Consider the following 22,833-nt stretch of genomic DNA (forward strand, 5'->3'; position numbering starts at 1 on the left):
CTCATGCAGCACCTCCGAGTTCATGCCCGGCATCCAGCGCCAGCGCGCGCACGGCATCGACGAACTGGTGGGCCCGGTCCTCGTAGTTGCGGAACATGTCCAGGCTGGCGCAGGCGGGCGACAGCAGCACGGCGTCGCCTTCATGGGCGCGCGAGGCGGCCAGCTCCACGGCATCGGCCATGGTGGTGGCATCGACCAGGGGCACGCCGCAGTCCTGCAGCGCAGCGCGGATGCGGCCCGCGTCGCGGCCGATCAGCACGGCGGCGCGCACGTGGCGCGACACGGGTGCGGCCAGCGGAGAGAAATCCTGGCCCTTGCCGTCACCGCCCAGGATGACCACGATGCGGTGGTCAGGCCCCAGGCCCGACAGCGCGGCCACGGTGGCGCCCACGTTCGTGCCCTTGCTGTCGTCGTAGTACTCCACGCCGTTGACGCGGCCGATGGGCTGGACGCGGTGCGGCTCGCCCCGGTACTCGCGCAGGCCGTAGAGCAGGGGCGCCAGCGTGCAGCCGCCCGCGCTGGCCAGGGCCAGGGCGGACAGGGCATTGATGGCGTTGTGCCGGCCGCGGATGCGCAGCGCGTCGGCGGGCATCAGGCGCTGGATGTACAGGTCTTCGGCGTTCTTGCCCTTGGCGGTTTCGTTGGCCTCATGGGCGCGCACCAGCCACGTCATGCCGCTGACCACTTCCAGACCGAAGTCGCCGGGGCGGCGCGGCATGTCGCCGCCGAAGGTGATGTGGGCGCGCTGCTGGGGCTTTTGGCGCTTGCCCGGCGGCACCACGGGTGCCGGCAGCATGCGCATGACCTCGGGGTCCTCGCGGTTGAGCACCATGATGCCGCTGCTGCCGAAGATACAGGCCTTGGCATCGGCATAGGCGCGCAGGCTGCCGTGCCAGTCCAGGTGGTCCTGGGTGATATTGAGGACGGCAGCGGCCGTGGGCTCGAACATCTGCACGCCGTCGAGCTGGAAACTGGACAGCTCCAGCACCCAGGCCTGGGGCAGCGTTTCGGCATCGATGGCCTGGGTCAGCGTGTCCAGCAGCGTGGGGCCGATATTGCCGGCCACGGCCACGCGCAGGCCGGCATGCTCCAGCAGTTGCCCGGTCAGCGAGGTCACCGTGGTCTTGCCATTGGTTCCGGTAATGCCCAGCACGGTGGGACGGTAGCCATGGGCTGCGGCCAGGGCCTTGAGCGCCATGGCGAAGAGATCGAGTTCGCCGCCCACGGGCAGGCCCTGGGCCCGGGCCGTGTCGACCACGGGCGCCACGGCGGCCGGGCTCAGGCCGGGCGAGCGGTAGACCAGCCCCAGGCTCTGGCCGTCCACCAGCTGGGCCGTGAAATCTCCGGGCACGAAGCGCGCCTGGGGCAGTTCGGCGGACAGCTGTTGCAGCTGGGGCGGCGCCTGGCGCGTATCGGCCACGATGACTTCGGCGCCGCAGCGCACGCACCAGCGCGCCATGGCCAGGCCCGAGGCGCCCAGGCCCAGGATGAGCACGCGCTGGCCCTGCAGGTGCTGGGCCTGCTCGCCGGGCCAGCCGGCAGCCACGGGTGGCAGTACCTGTTCGGCTTCAACCGCCTCTTCGGTGGCGACCGGGGTGACCTCGGCGTCGGAGGAATCCGAGATGCTGGGGTCGGCAAAGATCTGGGCCACGAAGGCAGCGGCATCCCTGGCTGCCGTCAGCGTGGAGATGTCGGGTACAGGCTCGGTCATCGCCGCAGGGGCCGGGGCTGCCTCAAGCCCAAGCGCCTGCGAAGGCTCCGCAGCCAGCGGCTGCTCTGCACCTTCCAGAGCCGCAGCCGGCGAATCGTCCAGGACCGGATCCGCGACCGGCTCGTCCGCCCGCTCGCCGGCAGACTCCGAGGCAAAGTCGGCCCCCTTGGCCAGTTCGGCATGCAGCGCCGGGACAGCGGGCTCGCCAGCCGGCAGCGCAGGAGGTTCGGTCTTGAAGTCTTCGGTGTTCATGGACTCACCTCAGCTTCAGCGTGGACAGGCCCAGCAGGCACAGCAGCATGGTGATGATCCAGAAGCGGATCACGACCTGGGTTTCCTTCCAGCCGCTCTTCTCGAAATGGTGGTGCAGCGGCGCCATCTTGAGCAGGCGACGGCCTTCGCCATAGCGCTTCTTGGTGAACTTGAACCAGGTGACCTGCAGCATCACCGACAGCGCCTCGACCACGAAGATGCCGCCCATGATGGCCAGCACGATTTCCTGGCGAACGATCACGGCGATGGTGCCCAGCGAAGCGCCCAGCGCCAGCGCGCCCACGTCGCCCATGAAGACCTGGGCCGGATGGGCGTTGAACCACAGAAAGGCCAGACCCGCTCCGGCCATGGCCGCGCAATACACCAGCAGCTCGCCCGAGCCCGGGATGTGCGGGAACAGCAGGTACTTGGCGTAGCCGGCATTGCCGGTGACGTAGGCAAAGATGCCCAGGGCCGAGCCCACCATGATCACAGGCATGATGGCCAGGCCGTCCAGGCCATCGGTCAGGTTCACCGCATTGCTGGCGCCCACGATGACCAGGTAGGTCATGACCACGAAGCCGAGCACGCCCAGCGGGTAGCTGACTTCCTTGAAGAAGGGAACAAGCAGGCCGGCCTTGGGGGGCAGGTCCAGCGAAAAGCCCGACTGCACCCAGGTCACGAACAGCTCGAAGACCTGGGCATTGGTGTTCTCCGAAATGCAGAACACCAGGTAGAGCGCGGCCAGCAGTCCGATGACGGACTGCCAGAAATATTTCTCGCCCGAGCGCATGCCCTCGGGGTCCTTGTTGACCACCTTGCGCCAGTCATCGACCCAGCCGATGGTGCCGAAGCCCAGGGTGACCAGCAGCACGATCCAGACGAAGCGGTTGGACAGGTCGAACCACAGCAGCGTGGACACGGCGATGGACAGCAGGATCAGCGCCCCGCCCATGGTGGGCGTGCCGCTCTTGGCCAGATGGGTTTCCATGCCGTAGCCGCGCACGGGCTGGCCGATCTTGAGCGAGGTCAGCATGCGGATCAGGCGCGGCCCGGCCAGCAGGCCGATGACCAGGGCCGTGAGCGCGGCCATCACGGCACGCATCGTGAGGTACTGGAAGACGCGCAGAAAGCCGAACTCGGGGGACAGGCCCTGCAGCCATTGGGACAGCATCAGCAGCATGCGGCCTCCTTCTTGCAACCGTCATCCTTGCCGGCCGCCTCGACCGCCTGAACCACCTGCTCCATCTTCATGAACCTCGAACCCTTGACCAGAATGCTACCCACCTCGGGCAGCGCGGCACAGGCTGCCTGTTGCAGCGAGGCCATGTCTTCGAAATGCCGGGCACCTGCACCGAATGCGGTGGCGGCGGATGTGCTTTGCGCGCCCAGCGTGAACAGCCGGGCAATGCCCAGGCTGCGCGCCAGCGCGCCCGCCTCGGCATGGAATTGCGGCCCCTGGTCGCCGACCTCGCCCATGTCGCCCAGCACCAGCAGCTGGGGAGCGGGCAGTTCGCGCAGTACCTCGATGGCCGCGGCCACCGAATCGGGATTGGCGTTGTAGCTGTCGTCGATCACGGTGACCGGGCGACCTTGCACCGAAACGCTCAGCGCGCGCGAGCGGCCCTGCACGGGCTCGAACACGCTCAGGCCGCGTGCGATGTCGGCCAGCGGCACGCCGGCCGCCTGGGCGCAGGCCGCTGCGGCCAGCGCGTTGCGCACGTTGTGGCGGCCGGCGATGTGCAGGCGCACCGGCGCCTCGCCCTCGGGCGTGGCCAGGGTGAACTGCCAGGCATCGCCCAGCCACAGCGCGTCACGCGCGTGGATATGGGCGCCGTCGCCAGACTCGCCGAACAGCAGGCATTGGCGGGCGCCCGCCAGCTCACGCCACAGCGGCGTGTAGGTGTCGCCTGCGGGGAACACGGCCACGCCGTCGGCGGGCAGGGCCAGCAGCACGCTGCCGTTTTCGCGCGCCACGGCCTCGACCGTGTGCATGAATTCCTGGTGCTCGCGCTGGGCGTTGTTGACCAGGGCCACCGTGGGTTGGCCGATGGCGGCCAGCTCGGCAATCTCGCCGGGATGGTTCATGCCCATCTCCAGCACGGCCACGCGGTGCTGGCCGGTCATGCGCATCAGGCTCAGTGGCAGGCCGATGGAGTTGTTGAAGTTGCCGCGCGTGGCCAGCGCCGCCTCGCCCGCATGGGCACGCAGGATGGAGGCCACCATCTGCGTGACCGTGGTCTTGCCGTTGCTGCCGGTGACGGCGATCAGCGGCAGCGCAAAGCACGCGCGCCAGGCCGTGGCCAGCGCGCCCAGGGCGGCCAGCGAATCGGGCACTTCGATGCCGGACAGGCCTGCAGCCTCCAGGCCGCCATGGGCCAGGGCTGCGGCGGCACCGGCCTCGCGGGCCTGGACCAGGAACTGGTTGGCATCGAAACGCTCGCCCTTCAAGGCGACGAACAGATCCCCGGCCTGCAGCGTGCGGGTGTCGGTGTGCACGCGCGTGAGCACGGTCTGGCCGTTGCCGACCAGCCGTGCCTGGGGGATATGCGACTGGATCAGCTCCAGCGCTTGTTGCAAGGTCATCATGACCGCTTCTTTCCTTCACGGGCCGCCAGCGCCTTGCGCGCCTCGGCCATGTCGGAGAACGGATGGCGCTGGCCTGCCGTCTCCTGGTAGTCCTCATGTCCCTTGCCGGCGATCAGCACCACGTCGCGTTCGCTGGCGTGCGCGATCGCCTGGGCGATGGCCGCCGCGCGATCGGCCTGGGACTGCAGGTTCTCGCCCGGCTGCATGCCGGCCAGGATCTGGTCGATGATGCGGTCGGGCACTTCGCTGCGCGGGTTGTCGCTGGTGACCAGCACGCAGTCGGCATTCTTCTGGGCGGCCTGCCCCATGAGCGGCCGCTTGGTGGCATCGCGGTCTCCACCGCAGCCGAACACGCACCACAGCCGGCCCTGGCGCTGCTCGGCGGCCGGGCGCAAGGCGCGCAGGGCCTTGTCCAGCGCGTCAGGCGTGTGGGCGTAGTCCACGGCCACCAGCGGCTGGCCGGGCTGGACGATCTGCTGCATGCGGCCGGGCACGGGCTCCAGGTGGGCGCAGGCAGCGACGGCCTGGTCCAGGCTCAGGCCCAGGCAGCGCAGCGCTGCCAGCACACCCAGCAGGTTGGATACGTTGTACTGGCCCACCATGCGCGTGTGCATGCGCAGGCTGTGGCCGGCCTCGATCACGGTGAAGCTCAGGCCCTCGGCGCCCAGCGCGATGTCCTTGGCCTGCAGGCGCGCCGCGCCCTCGATGGAAATGCTCCAGACATCGAGCGCGGCAGAGGATGGGCGCGACTGCAGCGTGGCCCACAGGCGCGCGCCGTGCGCGTCGTCCACATTGACGACGGCGGCCTGCAGGCCGGGCCAGTCGAACAGCGCGGCCTTGGCATCCCAGTAGGCCTGCATGCTGCCGTGGTAGTCGAGATGGTCCTGCGTGAAATTGGTGAACATCGCCACGCGGATGCGCGTGCCATCCAGCCGGTGCTCGACGATGCCGATGGACGAGGCCTCGATGGCGCAGGCCGCCAGGCCCGCATCGGCGTACTCGCGGAATGCGCGCTGCAGCCGCACCGGGTCGGGCGTGGTCATGCCCGTGGATTCCAGGGCGGGCGGGATGCCCACGCCCAGCGTGCCCACCAGGGCGCAGCCGCTGCGTTCCTGCAGCTTCACCTGGGCCAGCGCATGCGCCAGCCACCAGGCCGTGGTGGTCTTTCCGTTGGTGCCGGTGACGGCCAGCACGTCGATCCGGGCGCTGGGATGCTGGAACCACTGGTCGGCGATCAGGCCCGTGGCGGCCTTGAGGCCGGGCAAGGCCGCAATGTGCTCGCCGGAAAAACCGAAGGGCTCGACGCCCTGCGCTTCGACCAGGCAGGCCACGGCGCCGCGCTCCAGGGCCGAGGCCACATGGGCGCGGCCATCGGTGGCCGCGCCGGGCCAGGCAATGAAGGCGTCGCCGGGCCGGACCTTACGGCTGTCGGTCTGCAGCGTGCCGCTGCCTTGCAGGCGGGCGGCCAGCCATTGGACAGCCTCGGTGGCCGACGACAGCATCAGCAGGGCTTGGGAGGAACTCATAGCGAGGGCTCCTCCACGGGATTGGCGACGATCAAGGGCTTGACTTCCATATCGGGCTGCACGCCCATCAGGCGCAGCGTCTGCTGCACCACTTCGCTGAACACGGGTGCCGCCACGGTGCCGCCGTAGATGGTGCCGGCACTGGGCTCGTCCACCATCACGGCGACGATGATGCGCGGGTTCTCGATGGGCGCCATGCCCGTGAACCAGGCGCGGTACTTGCCGGCGGCATAGCCCTTGCCCTGCTGCTTGCGGGCCGTGCCCGACTTGCCGCCCACCGAGTAGCCGATGGTCTGGGCGCGCTGGCCCGTGCCGCCGGGGCCGGCCGCCAGGGCCAGCATCTTGCGCACCTCGTTGGCCGTGCGCGGAGAGAACACGGGCACGCCCACGGGCGGCTCGTCGGTCTTGACCATGGTGGCCGGGATCACGCGCCCGCCGTTGGCAAAGACGGTGTAGCTGCGCGTCATCTGCAGCAGGCTGGCGGACAGGCCGTAGCCATAGCCCATGGTGGCCTGCTCCACCGGCCTCCAGGTCTTGTAGGGACGCAGGCGACCGCTGGCGGCGCCGGGAAAGGAGATCTGCGGCTTCTGGCCGAAGCCCACGGCCGAGAAGGTTTCCCACATTTCCTTGGCCGGCATCTGCAGCGCGATCTTGGTCGTGCCCACGTTGCTGGACTTCTGGATCACGCCGGCCACGGTGAGCAGGCCGTAGTTGTGGGTGTCGGAAATCGTCGAGCCCGTGACGTTGACGCGGCCCGGCGTGGTGTCGATGGGCGTTTCCGGCTTGAAGCGGCCCGACTCCAGCGCCAGGCCGATGGTGATGGGCTTCATGGTCGAGCCGGGCTCGAAGGTGTCGGTGATGGCGCGGTTGCGCAGCTGCTCGCCCGTCAGGTTCTTGCGCTTGTCGGGCACGTAGCTGGGGTAGTTGGCCAGGGCCAGCAATTCGCCGGTGTGCGCATCCATGACCACCACGCTGCCCGCCTTGGCCTTGTGCGCGATGACCTGCTCCTTGAGCTTCTGGTAGGCGAAGTACTGGACCTTGCTGTCCACGGACAGCTGGATGTCTCGGCCGTCCTGAGGCGGCACTTCCTCGCCCACGCCCTCGACCACGCGGCCCAGGCGGTCCTTGATCACGCGGCGCGAGCCGGGCTTGCCGCCCAGCTCCTTGTCGAAGGCCAGCTCCATGCCTTCCTGGCCATGGTCTTCCACATTGGTGAAGCCCACGATGTGGGCGGCCGATTCGCCTTCCGGGTACTGGCGCTTGTATTCCTTGCGCTGGTAGATGCCCTTGATGTTGAGGGCATGGATCTGCTGGCCCACGTCCCAGTCGAGCTGGCGCTTGATCCAGACGAAGGTCTTGTCCTCGTCGGCCAGCTTTTCCATCAGCGCGGGCAGCGGCATCTCCATGAGCGCGGCCAGCTGCTTGAGCTTGGCCTTGACCTCGGGGTCATCCTGCTCGACATCTTCGGGAATGGCCCAGATGCTGGCGGCCGGCACGCTGGAGGCCAGGATCAGTCCATTGCGGTCCAGCAGGCGGCCGCGGTTGGCCGGCAGCTCCAACGTGCGCGCAAAGCGCACCTGGCCCTGGCGCTGGAAGAAGTCGTTGCCGAACACCTGCACATAGGCCGCGCGTGCACCCAGGCCGACAAAGCCCAGGCCCAGCATGGCCACGATCATCTTGCTGCGCCACAGGGGTGTCTTGGACGCCAGCAAGGGGCTGGAGGTGTAGAGCACGCTGCGCGTCATGGAGCCACTCCCGTGCGCGCATCGTCATTGACGTACTGGGCGATGGCCGGCGTCGCCGGCTTCATCTGCAGGCGCTCGCGCGCCATGACCTCGATGCGCTGCGGCGTGGCCTGGGCGCGCTTTTCCACCTGCAGGCGCTGCTGCTCGGTGGCCAGGCGGCGCGATTCGGCCACGGCGCGGTCCAGTTCGGTGAACAGCCGGCGCGACTCGTACTGGTTGTGCACCAGGAAGATGGCGCTGGCCATCACCGCCAGCAGCAGCACGAGGTTCAGGCGCAGCATGCCACGCCCTCCTCTTGCGCCAGACGGTGCGTGCGCTTCATGCAGGCACCTCGGTGCGGCGGGCCACGCGCATCACGGCCGAGCGCGAACGCGCATTGGCGGCGACCTCGGCCTCGCTGGGCTTGATGCGGCCCAGGGCTTCAAGGCGCATGGGCGTGGGCGCGGCAAAGGGTGCGCGCCGGTCATAGACTTCCTTGGAATGCCTGGCAATGAACTGCTTGACGATGCGGTCTTCCAGCGAGTGGAAGCTGATCACCACCAGGCGCCCGCCCGGCGCGAGCACGCGCAGGCTGGCCTCTAGCGCCTGTTCGAGTTCTTCAAGCTCGGCATTGATGAAAATCCGAAGAGCCTGGAATGTGCGTGTCGCTGGGTTCTGCCCAGCCTCGCGGGTCCGGACCGCGCCAGCCACGAGCTCGGCAAGCTCCGCGGTATTGCGAAGGGGCCCCTGGCTTTCGCGCCGAGCAACAATCGCCTTTGCAATGGGGCCAGCAAACCGTTCTTCGCCGTAGTCACGTATCACCTCCGCAATCTGCTGGGCATCGGCTTCCGCCAGCCAGTCCGCCACGCTCTGACCGCGCGTGGTGTCCATGCGCATGTCCAGCGGACCCTCGAAGCGGAAGCTGAAGCCACGCTCGGGGTTGTCGATCTGGGGAGAGCTCACCCCCAGGTCCATCAGCACGCCCTGCACGCTGCCGGCCGGCAACTCGCCCAGGTGGCGAAACCCTTCGTGCCGAATCGAAAAACGCGCATCGGTGATGCGCGCTGCCTCTTCGATCGCGTCCGGGTCCTTGTCGAACGCCAGCAAGGTCCCGCCCGGCCCTAGCCGCTGGAGGATGCGCCGGGAATGCCCGCCTCGCCCGAACGTCGCGTCCACCCATTGCCCGGCAACGGGCTGCGCGGCGCCGTCCAGCAGCGCATCGACGGCCTCGTCGAGCAAAACGGTGATGTGTTGCAACGGCTGATTCAAGAGAACGCCTCTTTCCTAGAAAGCAAAATCCTGGAAGGCCGCAGGCATCTCTTCCTGCATGGCCTTCGCTTCATGTGCCTCATAAGTGGCCTTGTCCCACAGCTCGAAATGGTTGCCCATGCCCAGCAGCACGACCTCCTTGGTCAGACCCACGGCGTCGCGCAACTCGGGCGACACCAGCACACGGCCGGTGGCATCCATGTCCACGTCCATGGCGTTGCCCAGGAAGATGCGCTTCCACCACTGCGCCGACATGGGCAGCTGCGCGATCCGCTCGCGGAACTGCAGCCACTCCGTGCGCGGGAACAGCATCAGGCAACCATGGGGGTGTTTGGTGAGGGTGACCTGGCCCTGCGCCATGGCCAGGAGGGCGTCACGATGCCGGGTCGGCACAGACAGCCGCCCCTTGCCATCGAGATTCAGCGAGGACGCCCCTTGAAACACGGTCAGTCACCCCGGTCGGTTGGAGCCATCGCGTCCCGGAAATCGGGGCACAAAGGCAACTTTCACCACTTAATTGCACTTTTTTGCACTGTAGCAGCAATTTGGTGTTTCACAACCCGGGAATGGACAATTATTTGCAATGAAATCAACAACTTAGAGATCGAATGCAATGTGAGTGATGACAAAAAACCGAGACTTTACAAGCACTTAGGGGAGTGATTGCAAGTGAACTCTCAATCCCGGCAGGCAATTGCAACGATTCAATTCGCTGGCGACGGGGTGCAACTCGGGCCGGCCTCCTACAAAAAGTGACTGCCCGGCAATGCGGGCAGTCACTTCGATGGCGGCCGCTCGGCCGCCGGGGCAGGCTTCAGAGGATGAAGCGAGACAGGTCTTCGTCCTGGCTCAGGGACTGCAGGCGCTGGTCTACGTAGGCCGCGTCGATGGTGACGGTCTGCCCCGAAAGCTTGGCCGCATCGAAGCTGACCTCGTCCAGCAGCCGCTCCAGCACGGTGGACAGGCGGCGCGCGCCGATGTTCTCGGTGCGCTCGTTGACCTCGAAGGCGATGCCGGCCAGCCGGGTGATGCCTTCGGGCGTGAACTCCAGCGTGACGCCTTCGGTGGCCAGCAGCGCCTGGTACTGCTTGACCAGGGAGGCATGGGTCTGGGTGAGGATGGCCTCGAAGTCCTGGACCGACAGCGAGTCCAGCTCCACGCGGATCGGGAAGCGCCCCTGCAGCTCGGGGATGAGGTCGCTGGGCTTGGACAGGTGGAAGGCGCCCGAGGCGATGAACAGGATGTGGTCGGTCTTGACCACGCCGTACTTGGTGGAGACGCTGGTGCCCTCGACCAGGGGCAGCAGGTCGCGCTGCACGCCCTGGCGCGAGATGTCGGAGCCGCTGCTTTCCTGGCGCGTGGCGACCTTGTCGATCTCGTCGATGAAGACGATGCCGTTTTGCTCGGCATTGGCAATGGCGCGCGTGCGCACGTCTTCCTCGTTGACGAGCTTGGCCGCTTCCTCGTCGGTCAGCAGCTTCATGGCCTCGGCAATGCGCAGCTTGCGCGTCTTGCGCTTTTCCTGGCCCATGTGGCTGAACATGCCGCGCAGCTGCTCGGCCATCTCCTCCATGCCCTGCGGGCCCATGATCTGCACCTGAGGCGGCGCGTCGGCCACGTCGATATCGATTTCCTTGTCGTCGAGCTGGCCTTCGCGCAGCTTCTTGCGAAAGACCTGGCGGGCCGTGTTGTCGGCAGCCACCTCGCCGCTGCGGGCCTGGGGCACGAGCACGTCGAGGATGCGGTCCTCTGCAGCGTCTTCGGCGCGCAGGCGCAGCTTCTTCATGTCGGCCTCGCGCGTCTGCTTGACGGCGACCTCGGCCAGATCGCGGATGATGGCATCCACGTCCTTGCCCACGTAGCCCACTTCGGTGAACTTGGTGGCCTCGACCTTGATGAAGGGCGCATCGGCCAGCCGCGCCAGGCGGCGCGCGATCTCGGTCTTGCCCACGCCGGTGGGGCCGATCATGAGGATGTTCTTGGGCGTGATTTCCTGGCGCAGGCCGTCGGCCACGTTCTGGCGGCGCCAGCGGTTGCGCAAAGCGATGGCCACGGCGCGCTTGGCACCGGTCTGGCCGACGATGTGGCGGTCCAGTTCGGAGACGATCTCCTGGGGGGTCATGGCAGAGGACATGGTGTGTATTCGAAGCATTGCGCCGCCAGCCCCGCTTCCGTTACCTGGCGGCTGGCGGCTATCCGTTTCAATGGCCGGGCGAGAACCGCCCGCGCCGCGAGGGTCTCAGAGCGTCTCGACCGTGTGATGCATGTTGGTGTAGATGCACAGCTCGCCGGCAATCGCCAGCGACTTGCGCACGATCTCCTCGGCCGACAGCTCGGTATTGGTCAGCAGCGCCTTGGCCGCCGAGTGCGCGTAGGCGCCACCCGATCCGATGGCCACGATGCCCTGCTCGGGCTCCAGCACGTCGCCGTTGCCGGTGATGATCAGCGAGGCCGATGCATCGGCCACGGCCAGCATGGCCTCCAGCCGGCGCAGCACGCGGTCGGTGCGCCAGTCCTTGGTCAGCTCGATGGCCGCGCGCGTCAGATGGCCCTGGTGCTTTTCCAGCTTGGCCTCGAAGCGCTCGAACAGCGTGAAGGCGTCGGCCGTGGCGCCGGCAAAGCCGGCCAGCACCTTGCCGTGGTAGAGCTTGCGCACCTTGCGCGCCGTACCCTTGACGACGATGTTGCCCAATGTGACCTGGCCATCGCCACCGATGGCGACCTGCACGCCTTCGGGGGTCTGCCGGCGCACGCTGATGATGGTGGTGCCGTGATACTGTTCCATAGCGGTGCCAGATGAGGGCGGCTCCCGTCTTCTCAAGAGCCCCTCCAAAGAATGCCGCCGCTCGGCAGGTCAGTCCCGTCTTGGCGTTACCTGCGCATGCTCCTGGATGCCGATCACATTGAAGAATACGGCCACCAGCTGGTGCAGCTGGCCGAACTGCAGCACATGGCCCAGCGACTGCATGTGGGCCGCCCAGTTGAGCACGGAGCCGGCCGCCGCAAAGTCCATGCGCACCAGCTGGGTGCAGTCGATGAACACCGGCTCGCCCAGGCTGGCGCCTTCCTGCACCGGGTCCAGCCAGGTGGAGGCATCGCCTTCGATGGTGCCGGACAGCGCAAATCGCACGGTATCCGCCGGGGCGGCAGCGCCCGGCTGCACAGGGGCTTGTGCACCGCCGGACTCGACGGCTTGCGTCAGGCACTGGCAGACCGGGTCCACCCATGCAGGTGGCGAGACTTCGTAGGTCACGCAGTAGTCCAGGGCCACCAGCTCGAAATCATCCTGCCGGTTCATCAGGCGCAGCACGGCCATGCGCAGGCGCCACCACAGCGTATCTACAGCGGAGTCGCCCGACGGAGCCAGCTCGCCCAGCAGCGCCTGCAGCCGGTCCGCGTTGAGCAGCACGAATACGCCCTGGGAATCGGCCCATTGCTGCAGCAGCGCCTCCAAGGCGGTGGCTGCCGCCTCGTCGATGTGGGTCACGGCAGCCCAGTCCAGGGTCCAGGGACCGGCGGCCTTGGCCTGGGAGGCCTTCAGCGCCGTGACGGCGCTGGGCGTGACCTGGGCGGGAGCGCTCCAGCGCCAGCCGCGCCCTGCCGCTGCGCCGGGAAGGGGCGCCATCGCGGCGGTGCGCTGCTGCGGCATCGCGAACCACTGGGGAGCGGAGCGGCCGAAGCGCGCCGCGAATTCAATGCCGGCCTTGTCGAACTGCAGCGGGCGATCGGCCGCGCGGTACAGGTCCAGCAAGGCCAGCCAGACCGGCAGCTGCGCAGGCACATCGCGCCGCTCGATCAGCTCCAGCATGCCCTGCTCGGCACCGTCCACGTCGCCATTGGCAAAGAGGATGGCCGGCTCTTCGAGGTCGGGATCGTGCTCGAACACCACGAAGGATGGCGGCACCATGTCCATGGGCTGCGGGGCAGAGACCTCGGTGGCCGCGAAGGCGGGCAGGAAATCGGTCGCCCCCTCCAATGGCCGCAGGGGGCGGGCCATGGGCATGGAATCCATGAGGGGAGCCGTGGAGACGGACGGCACCTGCGGCGCAGGTGCCAGGCTCATGGGCAAGGTGGTGGCAAAGGCCGCCACATCGCCGGCCGAGGCGATGGCCGCAGGCACCACGTCGCTGAGCATGGGGATCTGGCCCGGCGGCGGCTGCTTGCGAAACGACGCCGGCGCGGGGTTGCCGCCAGCGGGCAGCGCCATGGGAATGGTGGTGGCGTCGGCCGCCTGCTTGCCCCGCCACCATTGCTGGGACATCTGGGCCTCGATCTCGTCGATCTTCTTGAGCGTGACGGCGCGCTCGCCGGAGGATTTGGAGCTCAGCAGGCTGCTGAGGAATTGCGAGCCCTGTGCAGCCGGTCCGGGCACGCCGACACCGACAGATGCGCTGCCCGGCCGGGAGGCCTGTTGCAACTCGGCCTGGCGCAGGCGGCGCAGCTGGTCGAATTCGCGCTTGCGTACGAAGTCGTTGCGGCGCTTGCGCTCGATCATTTCCTTGAGCGCCTGCTTGCTGTACTGGCTCTCCTGGTCAGCGTCGAGGCCGTCGAGATCGGACCAATTGACCGTCGGGTGGCGCACAAAGCGCACCACCTTGGACAACAACCCTCCCGATTTGCTGCTCTCTTCTTTTGCCATGGCGAATCAGATTAGCACCACCGTTCCGAAGGCCGTTGCCGCAACTCAATCTCCGTACATCTTCTGCTTGAGCTCGCGTCGCTGCTGGGCTTCCAGCGACAGCGTGGCCGTGGGACGGGCCAGCAGGCGGCCCACGCCGATGGGCTCGCCGGTTTCGTCGCAGTAGCCGTAGTCGCCTGCGTCGATGCGTGCAATGGATTGCTCGATCTTCTTGAGCAGCTTGCGCTCGCGGTCGCGGGTGCGCAGTTCCAGCGCGTGCTCTTCCTCGATGGTGGCGCGGTCGGCCGGATCGGGAACCACCACGGTGTCCTCGCGCAGGTTTTCTGCCGTCTCGCCCGCGTTGGTGTGCATGTCGTGCTTGAGAGTGAGCAGCTTCAGGCGGAAGAACGCCATCTGCTTCTCATTCATGTAGTCGTCATCGGACATGGCCAGCACTTCGGCATCCGTCAGCTCCTCCGCCGACTTGGTCTTCCAGGCATTGGCCAGCTTGGGGTCTCGTTTCGTCGATCCCGACGAAGGCGTTTGCGTAGTGGTAGGCATAGTGTTGGTTTCGCTAACTTAGTCCGAGCCGGGGGCATCGGACGGGGCCATGGATGGTACTGTCAATCGAGGCGCCCGGGTCGAATGCCATGTAGGACAGCCGATCGCCGCAGTTGCGGAACCTGCCGGCTTCCCCTTGCGGCGGGGTGCGGCAATCCAGGCCGTGCGGCGGCCGTGCGTGCAAAGAGCCCATTTCCAGCCGGCGCGGGAGGCCAGGTCGACGACGCCGACCGCAGTGCGGACCGCGGCCTTCTGGCTTGCAGCCGGGGCCTGGGCGGCCACTGACGGCTTCTTGCTGGATTCGGCGCTCACTTGCTGTCTCCTCACGGTATGGGCGACCCCTGCGGGGCAGTCCATTGGGCTTGGGGGCTCTCTTCAGGGGCGCGATTGTATCGATGCTCTACAGGAGCGCAAGCCGTTGCACATACCCCACATGAAAGCAGAGGAACCGCCTGCAGATGCGGGCGGCTCCTGCGTCAATCAGATGTCAGCAAAAACCATGTGATTCCTCACAAAAGTTCACAGACGGCTCAGACCAGGCACTGCTCCAGGCCCTGCAGGAAGATGTCCTGGGGCAGGTCGATGCCGATGAAGACCATCTTGCTCTGGCGCTTTTCGTCTTCGGCCCATTGCGGTCCCAGGTCGCTGCCCATGAGCTGGTGCACCCCCTGGAAGATGACCTTGCGCTCCGTGCCCTGCATGTTCAGCACGCCCTTGTAGCGCAGCATGCGCGGGCCATAGATGTTGACGATGGCGCCCAGGAAATCCTCCAGGCGGGCAGGGTCGAACGCGCGGTCGGCACGGTAGACGAAGCTCTTGACGTCGTCATCGTGGTGATGGTGGTGAGGATGATTGCAGTGTTCGCCGTGCTCGTGATCATGGGCGTGGCTGTGGGCGTGGTCGTGCCCGCAGTTCTCGTCATGCTCGTGGTCATGGCTGCAGTGCTCGCCATGCTCGTGCTTGTGATCATGGCCGTGGTCGTGATCGTCTTCCTTGAGGAAGTCGGGATCGATGTCCAGCTTGGCATTGAGGTTGAATCCACGCAGGTCGAAGACTTCGTTCAGGGGCACTTCGCCGAAATGCACGGCGCGGATGGGCGCGCGCGGGTTCATGTGCTTGAGGCGGTGGATGAGCGCGTTCTTCTCGTCCTCGCTGACCAGATCGGTCTTGGACAGGAAGAGCTGGTCGGCAAAGCCGACCTGGCGGCGCGCTTCCTGGCGGTCGTCCAGCTGCTGGTTGGCGTGCTTGGCGTCGACCAGGGTCAGGATGGAGTCGATGAGATAGGTCTCGGCGATCTCGTCGTCCATGAAGAAGGTCTGGGCGACGGGGCCGGGATCGGCCAGGCCCGTGGTCTCGATCACGATGCGGTCGAACTCCACCAGGCCCTTGCGGCGCTTGGAGGCCAGCAGCTGCAGGGTCTCGCGCAGGTCTTCGCGGATGGTGCAGCAGATGCAGCCGTTGCTCATCTGCAGGATCTGCTCCTTGGACTCCGTCTTGAGAATGTCGGTGTCGATGTTTTCTTCGCCGAACTCGTTCTCGATCACGGCGATCTTCATGCCGTGGGACTCGCTGAGCACGCGCTTGAGCAGCGTGGTCTTGCCCGAGCCCAGGAAGCCGGTAAGGATGGTGACGGGAATCAGTGCCATGGGATTGCTTTCAGAAAATTCAGCAAAGGGAAGCGGCAAGGCCCGTCCACCATGGACGGGCCTTGTCGAAAAGACGTTCCGAATAAGTTTAGCGAGCCTGTCAAGTGCTGTTTTGCCAGAGGGCTTGGCCTTTTTTATTCGAGGTTGTCCTTTTCAGGGGTTTCGCCGATTTCACCGACTTGCCTGCTGTCGCCGCTCTTGCGGCGCGCGCGCGGGTGGGCGCTCTCGTAGGCCTGGGCCAGATGCTGGAAATCCAGGCGCGTGTAAATCTGCGTGGTCGAGATGCTGGCGTGGCCCAGCAGCTCCTGCACGGCGCGCAGATCGCCGCTGGACTGCAGCATGTGGCTGGCGAACGAATGCCGCAGCACATGGGGATGGACACCGGCCGACAGGCCGGCCTGCTGCCCGCGCTGGCGCAGCCGCGCCCAGACCGACTGCGCGCCCAGGCGCTCGCCGCGCCGGCCGATGAAAAGGGCGGGTTCGTGCTGCGCAGCCTGTGCGGCCGCCCCCGCAAGACCCGTTTCCCGAAGGGCCAGCCAGCGCTGCAGCGCCTGCAGCGCGGCCGCTCCCACGGGCACGGTGCGGCGCTTGCCGCCCTTGCCCTGCACGTGGGCGTCGGCGGACTGCAGGTCTATCCAGCCACGGCCCTGGCGCTGCGTGTCCTGGCCGGGCGCCACGTCCAGGCCCACCAGCTCGCCCACGCGCAGGCCGCAGCTGTACAGCAATTCGGTGATGGCGGCGTCGCGCGCCTCGATCCAGGGGTCGGCATCGGCGTTGCCGAAGGCGGCCAGCTGCACGGCGTCATCCACGCCCAATGCCTTGGGCAGGGGTTTGGGTGCCTTGGGGCCGCGCACGCCCTCCACAGGATTGAAAGGCACCAGCGACTGCTGGGCCGCCCAGCGGAAGAAGCTGCGCCAGCCGGACAGGATGAGCGCAATGCCGCGCGGGCTGCGGCCCCGGGAATGCATCCGGGCCACGAAGCGGCGGATATGGGCGGGCTGCAGCGCCAGCAGTTCCAGGCCGGCGTCGCGGGCCATGGCGCACAGCCGGCCCATGTCCAGCGCATAGAGCTCGCAGGTGCGGTCGGCCAGGCGCTTTTGCACGCGCACATGCTCCAGATAGGCATGGACGGCGGAGGGGAGCAGCGCCAGGTCCTCCGCCTCCAGATCCTCTGCCGGAAGGCCGCCTTCCGGGAGCCCGTCCCTGTCCGATGCCCCCGGCATGGGCTTTCAGCCGATCAGCCGCGCGCCAGGGTCAGCGCCACGGGCCGCATGCGCGAGAGGGCCGCGCTGGCCAGGGCCGCGATGCGCGAGAGGAATTCCGTGCCCATGGTTGCCTCGAAGCGCAGCGGATCGGGCGAGCCCAGGACCAGCATGCCGAAGGCATGGGCCGGGTTGCCGGGGTCGCCATCGTGCAGGGTGAGCAGGGCCAGGGACTGGGCCGCGTCGGGATCGACCAGCCAGCCGCCGGGCTCGAAGCCCATGTTGGGGCCGCAAAACGGCATGGTCAGCGAGGCAGCGAAGGACTTGGCATCGTCGCTGACGCCCATGGTGTAGATGCTGCTGGTCTGCGCGCCGGAGACGTTCCACAGGCGCAGGGCCACCTGGGGCACCTCGAAGACATGCTGCAGGCTGGCCGTCAGCGCGTGGGGCAGTTCGCGCAGGTCCTGGACCTTGGCCAGGGCGCAGCTCCAGGCGTGCAGCTTGTCGGCGATGGAGGCGTTCTCGCTGCTGTGCCGCATCATGTCCATGATGCGGTGCTCCAGGCCCTTGATCTTCTCGCGCAGCATCTCGGCCTGGCGTTCCTGCAGGCTGACGGTGCGCGGGCTGTGGCTGCTGACCAGCTGCACGCGCGCGAGCATCTCGGCGTGGCGCTCGAAGAATTCCGGATGGTTCAGCAGGTAGTCGGCAATCGTCTCTTCGGTGACGGCGATATCGGTAGTGCTGTTCATGGCTGGTCGGGAACCTCGATCTGTCCTTCAAAAACAAACTCTGCGGGGCCGGTCATGCGCACTGCGCCGCCGTCCCACTCGATGGTCAGCCGGCCGCCGCGGGTGTGCACATCGACGCGCGCGTCGAGCAGCCCCCAGCGGATGCCGGCCACCACGGCCGCGCAGGCGCCCGTGCCGCAGGCCAGCGTCTCGCCGGCACCGCGCTCGTACACACGCAGCCGGATCTGGCCGCGATCGACGATCTGCATGAATCCCGCATTGACGCGCTGGGGAAAGCGCGCATGGCGCTCGATCAGCGGGCCCCAGGTGGCCACGGGCGCATGGTCCACATCGTCCACCAGCTGCACCGCATGCGGGTTGCCCATGGAAACGGGGGCGATCCAGACCGTGGCCTCGTCGCCCAGCTGCAGGGGCCATTGCTGCGCCGCACCCAGCGGGCGGGGAACCAGGCCTGCACCATCGAAGGGCACCAGGGCGGGCTCCAGCACGGGCTGGCCCATGTCCACGGTGACGCGGCCATCGGCATGCAGCTCGGGGGCGATGAGGCCGGCCAGCGTCTGCACGCGGATGACGGACTTGTCCGTCAGTCCCTTGTCGTGCACATAGCGGGCAAAGCAGCGCGCGCCGTTGCCGCACTGCTCGACCTCGCCGCCGTCGGCGTTGTGGATCACGTACTCGAAGTCGATGCCTTCGGCGGGCGAGGGCCGCACCGTGAGGATCTGGTCGGCGCCCACGCCGAATTGGCGGTGGGCCAGAAAGCGGTACTGGGCTGCGCTCAGGCCCAGCGGGCCGGCGGTTTCGTCAAGGACCACGAAATCGTTGCCAGCGCCCTGCATCTTGGTAAAGCGGATCTGCATCCCGCGATTATCCCCTGCACGGCAGCCTCATGGCGCAATCCGGGGCATGCCCTGGCGCAGAGCGCCATCCAGCCGCCTGCGTCTCCGGCGCAACAGCACGATGCAGGTCCATCCGCATAATGCCCCCATGACCCGCCCCAGCCAGCTCCTGCACCCCCAGCGCCAGCCCGTAGACACGCTCAAGGCCTCCACCGTTTTGCTGATGCGCGACCGCGCCGATGGCAGCGGACTGGAAGTGCTCATGACAAGGCGCTCGCCCAAGGCCAGCTTCGTGCCCAGCGCCTATGTCTTCCCGGGCGGCGGCATCGAGGCCCAGGACGCCGCCGACGCCGCCCATGCCTGCGCCAGCACCCGCCCCGCCCAGGCCGGCGACCGCCTGCGCGTCACCCAGGCCATCGCCGGCCTGCGCGAGACTTTCGAGGAGCTCGGCATTTTGCTGGCCCACGATGCCCAGGGCCGACCGGTATCGGCCGCCGAGCTGGCCACGCTGGACCGCAATGCTCCCCTGGTTCCCCAGTGCGAGGCACGCGGCCTGCGCCTGGCCGTGGATGCGCTGTGGTACCTGGCCCACTGGACGGCCGACCGCGACCTGCCCCGGCGCTTCGATGTGCCCTTCTTCGTGGCGCGCATGCCCGAAGGCCAGGAGCCTGACGCCGACGGATCGGAACAGTTCGAGCCCATCTGGGTGAGCCCCCAGCAAGCGCTGGAGCGCCACCGCGCCGGCATCTTTCCCATGATCTTTCCCACCATCCGCACGCTGGACCGGCTCAGCCGCTTCGCGGGCACCGATGCCGTGTTCGCCGCCCTGCAAGGCGAGCGGCCGCTGTGGCAGTGCTGCCCGCGCACCGGCTTTCTCGATGGCAAGGAAGCCCGCCACATGGAGGACGAGGCCCCCTTCGGCGAGCTGGAAATGGTCTGCCCGGACGGCCAGATCCTGCACACGCTGGACTGGCAGAGCGAGCGCGCCGTGCCCTTGCGCAAGAACCTGCTGCGCCTGACGGCCCCCAACCCCGGCGTGATGACCGGCCCCGGCACCAACAGCTATCTGGTGGGCGATACCGCCACGGGCTACATCTGCATCGATCCCGGCCCGGCCGACGCCGCGCATGTGCAGCGCCTGTTCGAGGCGGCCGGCGGCGACATACGCCACATCCTGTGCACCCACTCCCACGCCGACCATTCGCCGGGCGCAGCCCTGCTGCAGGCGCTGGCGGTGCAGGCCGGCAAACCACGCCCGGCCATCGGCGGCCTGCCTTCGGCACCCACGGCCCGGCCGGCCAGCCGCTTCACGCCAGACCACGTGCTGGCAGATGGCCAGCGCATCGCCGTGCAGGATGCGCAAGGCACCGTCACCCACACGCTGCAGGCCGTGTTCACGCCGGGCCATGCGGCCAACCACGTGTGCTTTCTGCTGGAGGAAGATGCCCTGCTGTTCAGCGGCGACCACATCCTCAACGGCAGCACCACCATCATCGATCCGCCCGACGGCAACATGCGCGAGTACATCGATTCGCTGGACAGGCTGGACGCGCTGTGCGCCGCGCACGATGCGCGCTTCATCCTGCCGGCCCATGGCTATGTGCTGGGCTTTGCGCGCCAGGCGATTGCCAGACTCAAGGCCCACCGGCTGGCACGCGAGGCCAAGGTGCTGGCCGCCATGCAAAGACAGCCCGACGGCAGCGTGCAGGACTGGGTGCGCCTGGCCTATGACGACGCCCCGCCGCAGCTGTGGCCGATTGCCGAGCGCTCGCTGCTGGCGCATGTGGAGCGCATCCGTGCGCTGTGCGGGCGGCAATGACCAGCAATGACCGGCAATGACCGACGACGCGCGCGGGGCCTGGTATCTGGTTAAGCTGCGCGCATGTCTGAATCTGAAAGCGTTCGCCTGGCCAAGCGCCTGGCCGAACAGGAACAATGCTCGCGCCGCGAGGCCGAGCTGCATATCACCGCCGGCAACGTCCAGGTGGACGGCAAGGTCGTGCAACTGCCCGAGACGCGCGTGCGCCCCGAGCAGCAGGTCACGCTGCGCAGCGGCGCCCAGCCCGAGGCCGTGCCGCCCGTCACCCTGCTGATGAACAAGCCTGCGGGCTATACCCAGGGCCGGCCCTATGGCCGGGTGCGCAGCGCCCACTCCCTGCTGGGCGAAGCCAGCATGGCCCAGGTGGACACGCCCATGCCGCTGCTGGTGCTGGCCCAGCACTTCAAGAACCTGGAATCCTTCCTGCCCCTGCCGCTGCCGGCCAGCGGCCTCATCGTCTACACCCAGGACAAGCGCGTGGCGCGCAAGCTGGGCGAGGAAGGCATGTGGCTGGAGCAGGAATGCATCGTCGGCGTCGAGGGCCAGATCCACGAGGACGGCCTGGAGCTGATGAAGGCCGGCCTGCCGATCGGCAAGCGCCAGCTGCCGCCCTGCCGCGTGAGCTGGCAGAACGAGAACCACCTGCGCTTTGCGCTCAAGGGCATCGCGCCCGACGAGATCGACGCCATGTGCACCGAAGTGGGCCTGCGCGTGGTCAGCCTGCGCCGCCTGCGCATTGGCCGCCTCTCTCTGGCCAAGGTGCCCGAAGGCCAGTGGCGCTACCTGATGCCCTGGGAGCGGTTCTAGGCCGGCATTGCCGGGTGCGCGGCGGGCAGCACATTCGGCAAATGAGAATCATTTCATAGAATGCGGGATTCCCGTGCTGCCTTCGGGCCTCCCGCATGCCTGCGCCCGCCTCTTCCTCCTCTTCCCTGCTGAGCACCTTCCAGGACAGCTACCACGAGCTGGTGCGCTTCGTGGCGCGCCGCGCCGGCCCGCAGGCAGCGCGTGACCTGGTGCATGACGCCTGGATACGCCTGGCCGAACGCCAGCGCGGCGAAAGCGATGCGCCCGCCGCGCCGGACAGTCCGCCAGGCGCCAGCCGCGCCTATCTCTACGCGGTGATGGAGAACATCGCCATCGACCACCTGCGCCATGGCCAGCGCACGGCCGAGCGCTTTGACACCAGCGCGAGGGAAGGCGAGCCGCCCTCCCCCCTCAGCCCCGATGTGGCCGACACCCATTCCTACCGCCAGGCCCTGGCCGGGGTCGAAGGCGCCCTGGCGCAGTTGCCCGCGCGCTGCCGCGACATCTTCCTGGCCGACCGCATCGAGGGCGCCTCGCATGCCGAGCTGGCCGAGCGCCACGGCGTCTCGGTCAAAACCGTGGAACGCGAGGTCATGCGCGCCATGGACAGCGTGGAAGCCTCGCTGCACCGCTGGCGCGGAGACACCGCCGCACCCGCACCACGCACGGGCCGCCGCCGCGCCCTGTCCACCCTGCTGGGGATGGCGGGCCTGGGTGTCGGCAGCCCGGCGATCTGGCTGGCCTGGCGCCAGTGGATGCCGCAGTACCAGGTGCGGCTGGCCACGGCCACCGGCCGCCTGCTGAACCAGCCCCTGCCCTACGGCAGCACCCTGACGCTGGACGCCGCCAGCCGCGCCGAGGTGGATTTCTACGCCACGCGCCGCCAGGTGCGGCTGCTGGCCGGCAGCGCCTTCTTCGCCGTGGCGCGCGACACGGAACGGCCCTTCGTGGTCCAGGCGGCGGACGTACAGGTCACCGTGCTGGGCACGCGCTTCGAGGTGGCGCTGGAGGAGGATGCGGTGCTGGTCGCCGTCGATGCGGGCCGCGTGCAGGTGCGCGACGGCAGCGGCGCCCGGCATGCACTGGGCGCAGGCCAGATGCTGCGCCTGGCGCCAGGCCAGACGGCCGCCGTGCAAACGGTTGCGGCAGTGGCCGCCTGGCGCGAGGGCTGGCTGGACTTCCAGAACACGCCGCTGGCCGAGGTGGTCCGGCGCCTGGAGCGCTACAGCCTGCAGCCACTGCGCGTGGAGCCCGACGCCGCCGCCCTGCCCGTGCTGGGGCGCGTGCGCATTGCGGCGGCCCAGGGCTGGCTGCGCATGCTCCCGCGCACCCTGCCGGTCAGCGTGCAGGAAGAGGAACAGGGCCCGGGAAGCGGGCGCACTCTGGTCATCCGCCGCCGCAGCTGATGCGCCCATAGCCCCGGAATGCACGTCGCATGCGCACCAGGCATGAGGGAATGCCTGCGCCCGTTCGTATAGGCATGAGGACCCGGGAACGCGACGCATTCGCAGCCCGGGAATCGCC

Annotated in this window: 19 protein-coding genes; 3 read left to right on the forward strand and 16 right to left on the reverse strand. The window is 68.0% G+C overall.

Annotated elements, in window-relative coordinates:
• Position 1: 1 nt before the first annotated feature.
• The 16 genes from murD to dapF all read right to left on the reverse strand — a co-directional run bounded on the left by murD (position 2) and on the right by dapF (position 18,704).
• A complete protein-coding gene (gene murD, locus GRX31_RS07210) occupies positions 2–1,963 on the reverse strand; it encodes a UDP-N-acetylmuramoyl-L-alanine--D-glutamate ligase (protein WP_160852030.1) in 1,962 nt (653 codons plus the stop codon).
• 4 nt (positions 1,964–1,967) lie between these two features.
• Entirely contained in the window at positions 1,968–3,146 is a 1,179-nt protein-coding gene (gene mraY / locus GRX31_RS07215) for a phospho-N-acetylmuramoyl-pentapeptide-transferase (RefSeq protein WP_016448034.1), read from the reverse strand.
• The gene (locus GRX31_RS07220; RefSeq protein WP_160852032.1) at positions 3,137–4,552 is read right to left on the reverse strand and encodes a UDP-N-acetylmuramoyl-tripeptide--D-alanyl-D-alanine ligase; all 1,416 of its coding nucleotides are present in this window, start codon (positions 4,550–4,552) and stop codon (positions 3,137–3,139) included. The genes mraY and GRX31_RS07220 overlap by 10 nt, the downstream gene beginning before the upstream one ends.
• Positions 4,549–6,078 carry a UDP-N-acetylmuramoyl-L-alanyl-D-glutamate--2,6-diaminopimelate ligase gene (locus GRX31_RS07225; protein WP_016453129.1) on the reverse strand — a complete coding sequence of 510 codons (1,530 nt, stop codon included), beginning with the start codon at positions 6,076–6,078 and terminating at the stop codon, positions 4,549–4,551. Before GRX31_RS07225 ends, GRX31_RS07220 begins: the two co-directional genes overlap by 4 nt.
• Entirely contained in the window at positions 6,075–7,823 is a 1,749-nt protein-coding gene (locus tag GRX31_RS07230; protein WP_013804112.1) for a peptidoglycan D,D-transpeptidase FtsI family protein, read from the reverse strand. Before GRX31_RS07230 ends, GRX31_RS07225 begins: the two co-directional genes overlap by 4 nt.
• Positions 7,820–8,104, reverse strand: coding sequence for a cell division protein FtsL (ftsL, locus tag GRX31_RS07235; RefSeq protein WP_012203393.1), 285 nt, complete (start codon positions 8,102–8,104; stop codon positions 7,820–7,822). The genes GRX31_RS07230 and ftsL overlap by 4 nt, the downstream gene beginning before the upstream one ends.
• Positions 8,105–8,141: 37 nt before the next feature.
• Positions 8,142–9,071 carry a 16S rRNA (cytosine(1402)-N(4))-methyltransferase RsmH gene (rsmH, locus tag GRX31_RS07240; protein ID WP_016448037.1) on the reverse strand — a complete coding sequence of 310 codons (930 nt, stop codon included), beginning with the start codon at positions 9,069–9,071 and terminating at the stop codon, positions 8,142–8,144.
• Positions 9,072–9,086: 15 nt separating this feature from the next.
• The gene (gene mraZ / locus GRX31_RS07245; RefSeq protein WP_026062826.1) at positions 9,087–9,515 is read right to left on the reverse strand and encodes a division/cell wall cluster transcriptional repressor MraZ; all 429 of its coding nucleotides are present in this window, start codon (positions 9,513–9,515) and stop codon (positions 9,087–9,089) included.
• Between the two features lie 370 nt (positions 9,516–9,885).
• Positions 9,886–11,205 carry an ATP-dependent protease ATPase subunit HslU gene (gene hslU, locus GRX31_RS07250; RefSeq protein WP_189354027.1) on the reverse strand — a complete coding sequence of 440 codons (1,320 nt, stop codon included), beginning with the start codon at positions 11,203–11,205 and terminating at the stop codon, positions 9,886–9,888.
• A 105-nt stretch (positions 11,206–11,310) separates the two neighbouring features.
• On the reverse strand, positions 11,311–11,856 hold the full coding sequence (hslV, locus tag GRX31_RS07255; RefSeq protein WP_016448040.1) for an ATP-dependent protease subunit HslV: 546 nt from the start codon (positions 11,854–11,856) through the stop codon (positions 11,311–11,313).
• Positions 11,857–11,925: 69 nt separating this feature from the next.
• Positions 11,926–13,710 carry an STAS domain-containing protein gene (locus GRX31_RS07260; protein ID WP_046240633.1) on the reverse strand — a complete coding sequence of 595 codons (1,785 nt, stop codon included), beginning with the start codon at positions 13,708–13,710 and terminating at the stop codon, positions 11,926–11,928.
• Between the two features lie 45 nt (positions 13,711–13,755).
• Complete coding sequence (dksA, locus tag GRX31_RS31145) at positions 13,756–14,250, reverse strand: RNA polymerase-binding protein DksA (RefSeq protein WP_016448042.1); 495 nt, start codon at positions 14,248–14,250, stop codon at positions 13,756–13,758.
• A 530-nt stretch (positions 14,251–14,780) separates the two neighbouring features.
• A complete protein-coding gene (locus tag GRX31_RS07270) occupies positions 14,781–15,896 on the reverse strand; it encodes a CobW family GTP-binding protein (RefSeq protein ID WP_016448043.1) in 1,116 nt (371 codons plus the stop codon).
• 134 nt (positions 15,897–16,030) lie between these two features.
• Entirely contained in the window at positions 16,031–17,119 is a 1,089-nt protein-coding gene (locus GRX31_RS07275) for a tyrosine recombinase XerC (RefSeq protein ID WP_160852034.1), read from the reverse strand.
• Positions 17,120–17,133: 14 nt separating this feature from the next.
• Complete coding sequence (locus GRX31_RS07280; protein ID WP_016448045.1) at positions 17,134–17,847, reverse strand: DUF484 family protein; 714 nt, start codon at positions 17,845–17,847, stop codon at positions 17,134–17,136.
• On the reverse strand, positions 17,844–18,704 hold the full coding sequence (dapF, locus tag GRX31_RS07285) for a diaminopimelate epimerase (RefSeq protein WP_016448046.1): 861 nt from the start codon (positions 18,702–18,704) through the stop codon (positions 17,844–17,846). Before dapF ends, GRX31_RS07280 begins: the two co-directional genes overlap by 4 nt.
• Before the next feature lie 127 nt (positions 18,705–18,831).
• Here dapF and GRX31_RS07290 point away from each other — a divergent pair, with 127 nt between their 5' ends.
• The 3 genes from GRX31_RS07290 (at position 18,832) to GRX31_RS07300 (ending at position 22,715) form a co-directional block, all read left to right on the forward strand.
• On the forward strand, positions 18,832–20,502 hold the full coding sequence (locus GRX31_RS07290; RefSeq protein WP_160852036.1) for an MBL fold metallo-hydrolase: 1,671 nt from the start codon (positions 18,832–18,834) through the stop codon (positions 20,500–20,502).
• A gap of 63 nt (positions 20,503–20,565) precedes the next feature.
• Entirely contained in the window at positions 20,566–21,309 is a 744-nt protein-coding gene (locus GRX31_RS07295) for a pseudouridine synthase (RefSeq protein ID WP_012203381.1), read from the forward strand.
• A 95-nt stretch (positions 21,310–21,404) separates the two neighbouring features.
• Complete coding sequence (locus GRX31_RS07300; RefSeq protein ID WP_160852037.1) at positions 21,405–22,715, forward strand: sigma-70 family RNA polymerase sigma factor; 1,311 nt, start codon at positions 21,405–21,407, stop codon at positions 22,713–22,715.
• The last annotated feature ends 118 nt before the right edge of the window (positions 22,716–22,833 follow it).

Origin of the sequence: Delftia sp. CH05 (assembly GCF_009827015.1) — a bacterium.
In the GTDB taxonomy this organism is placed as follows: Bacteria; Pseudomonadota; Gammaproteobacteria; order Burkholderiales; family Burkholderiaceae_C; genus Comamonas; species Comamonas tsuruhatensis.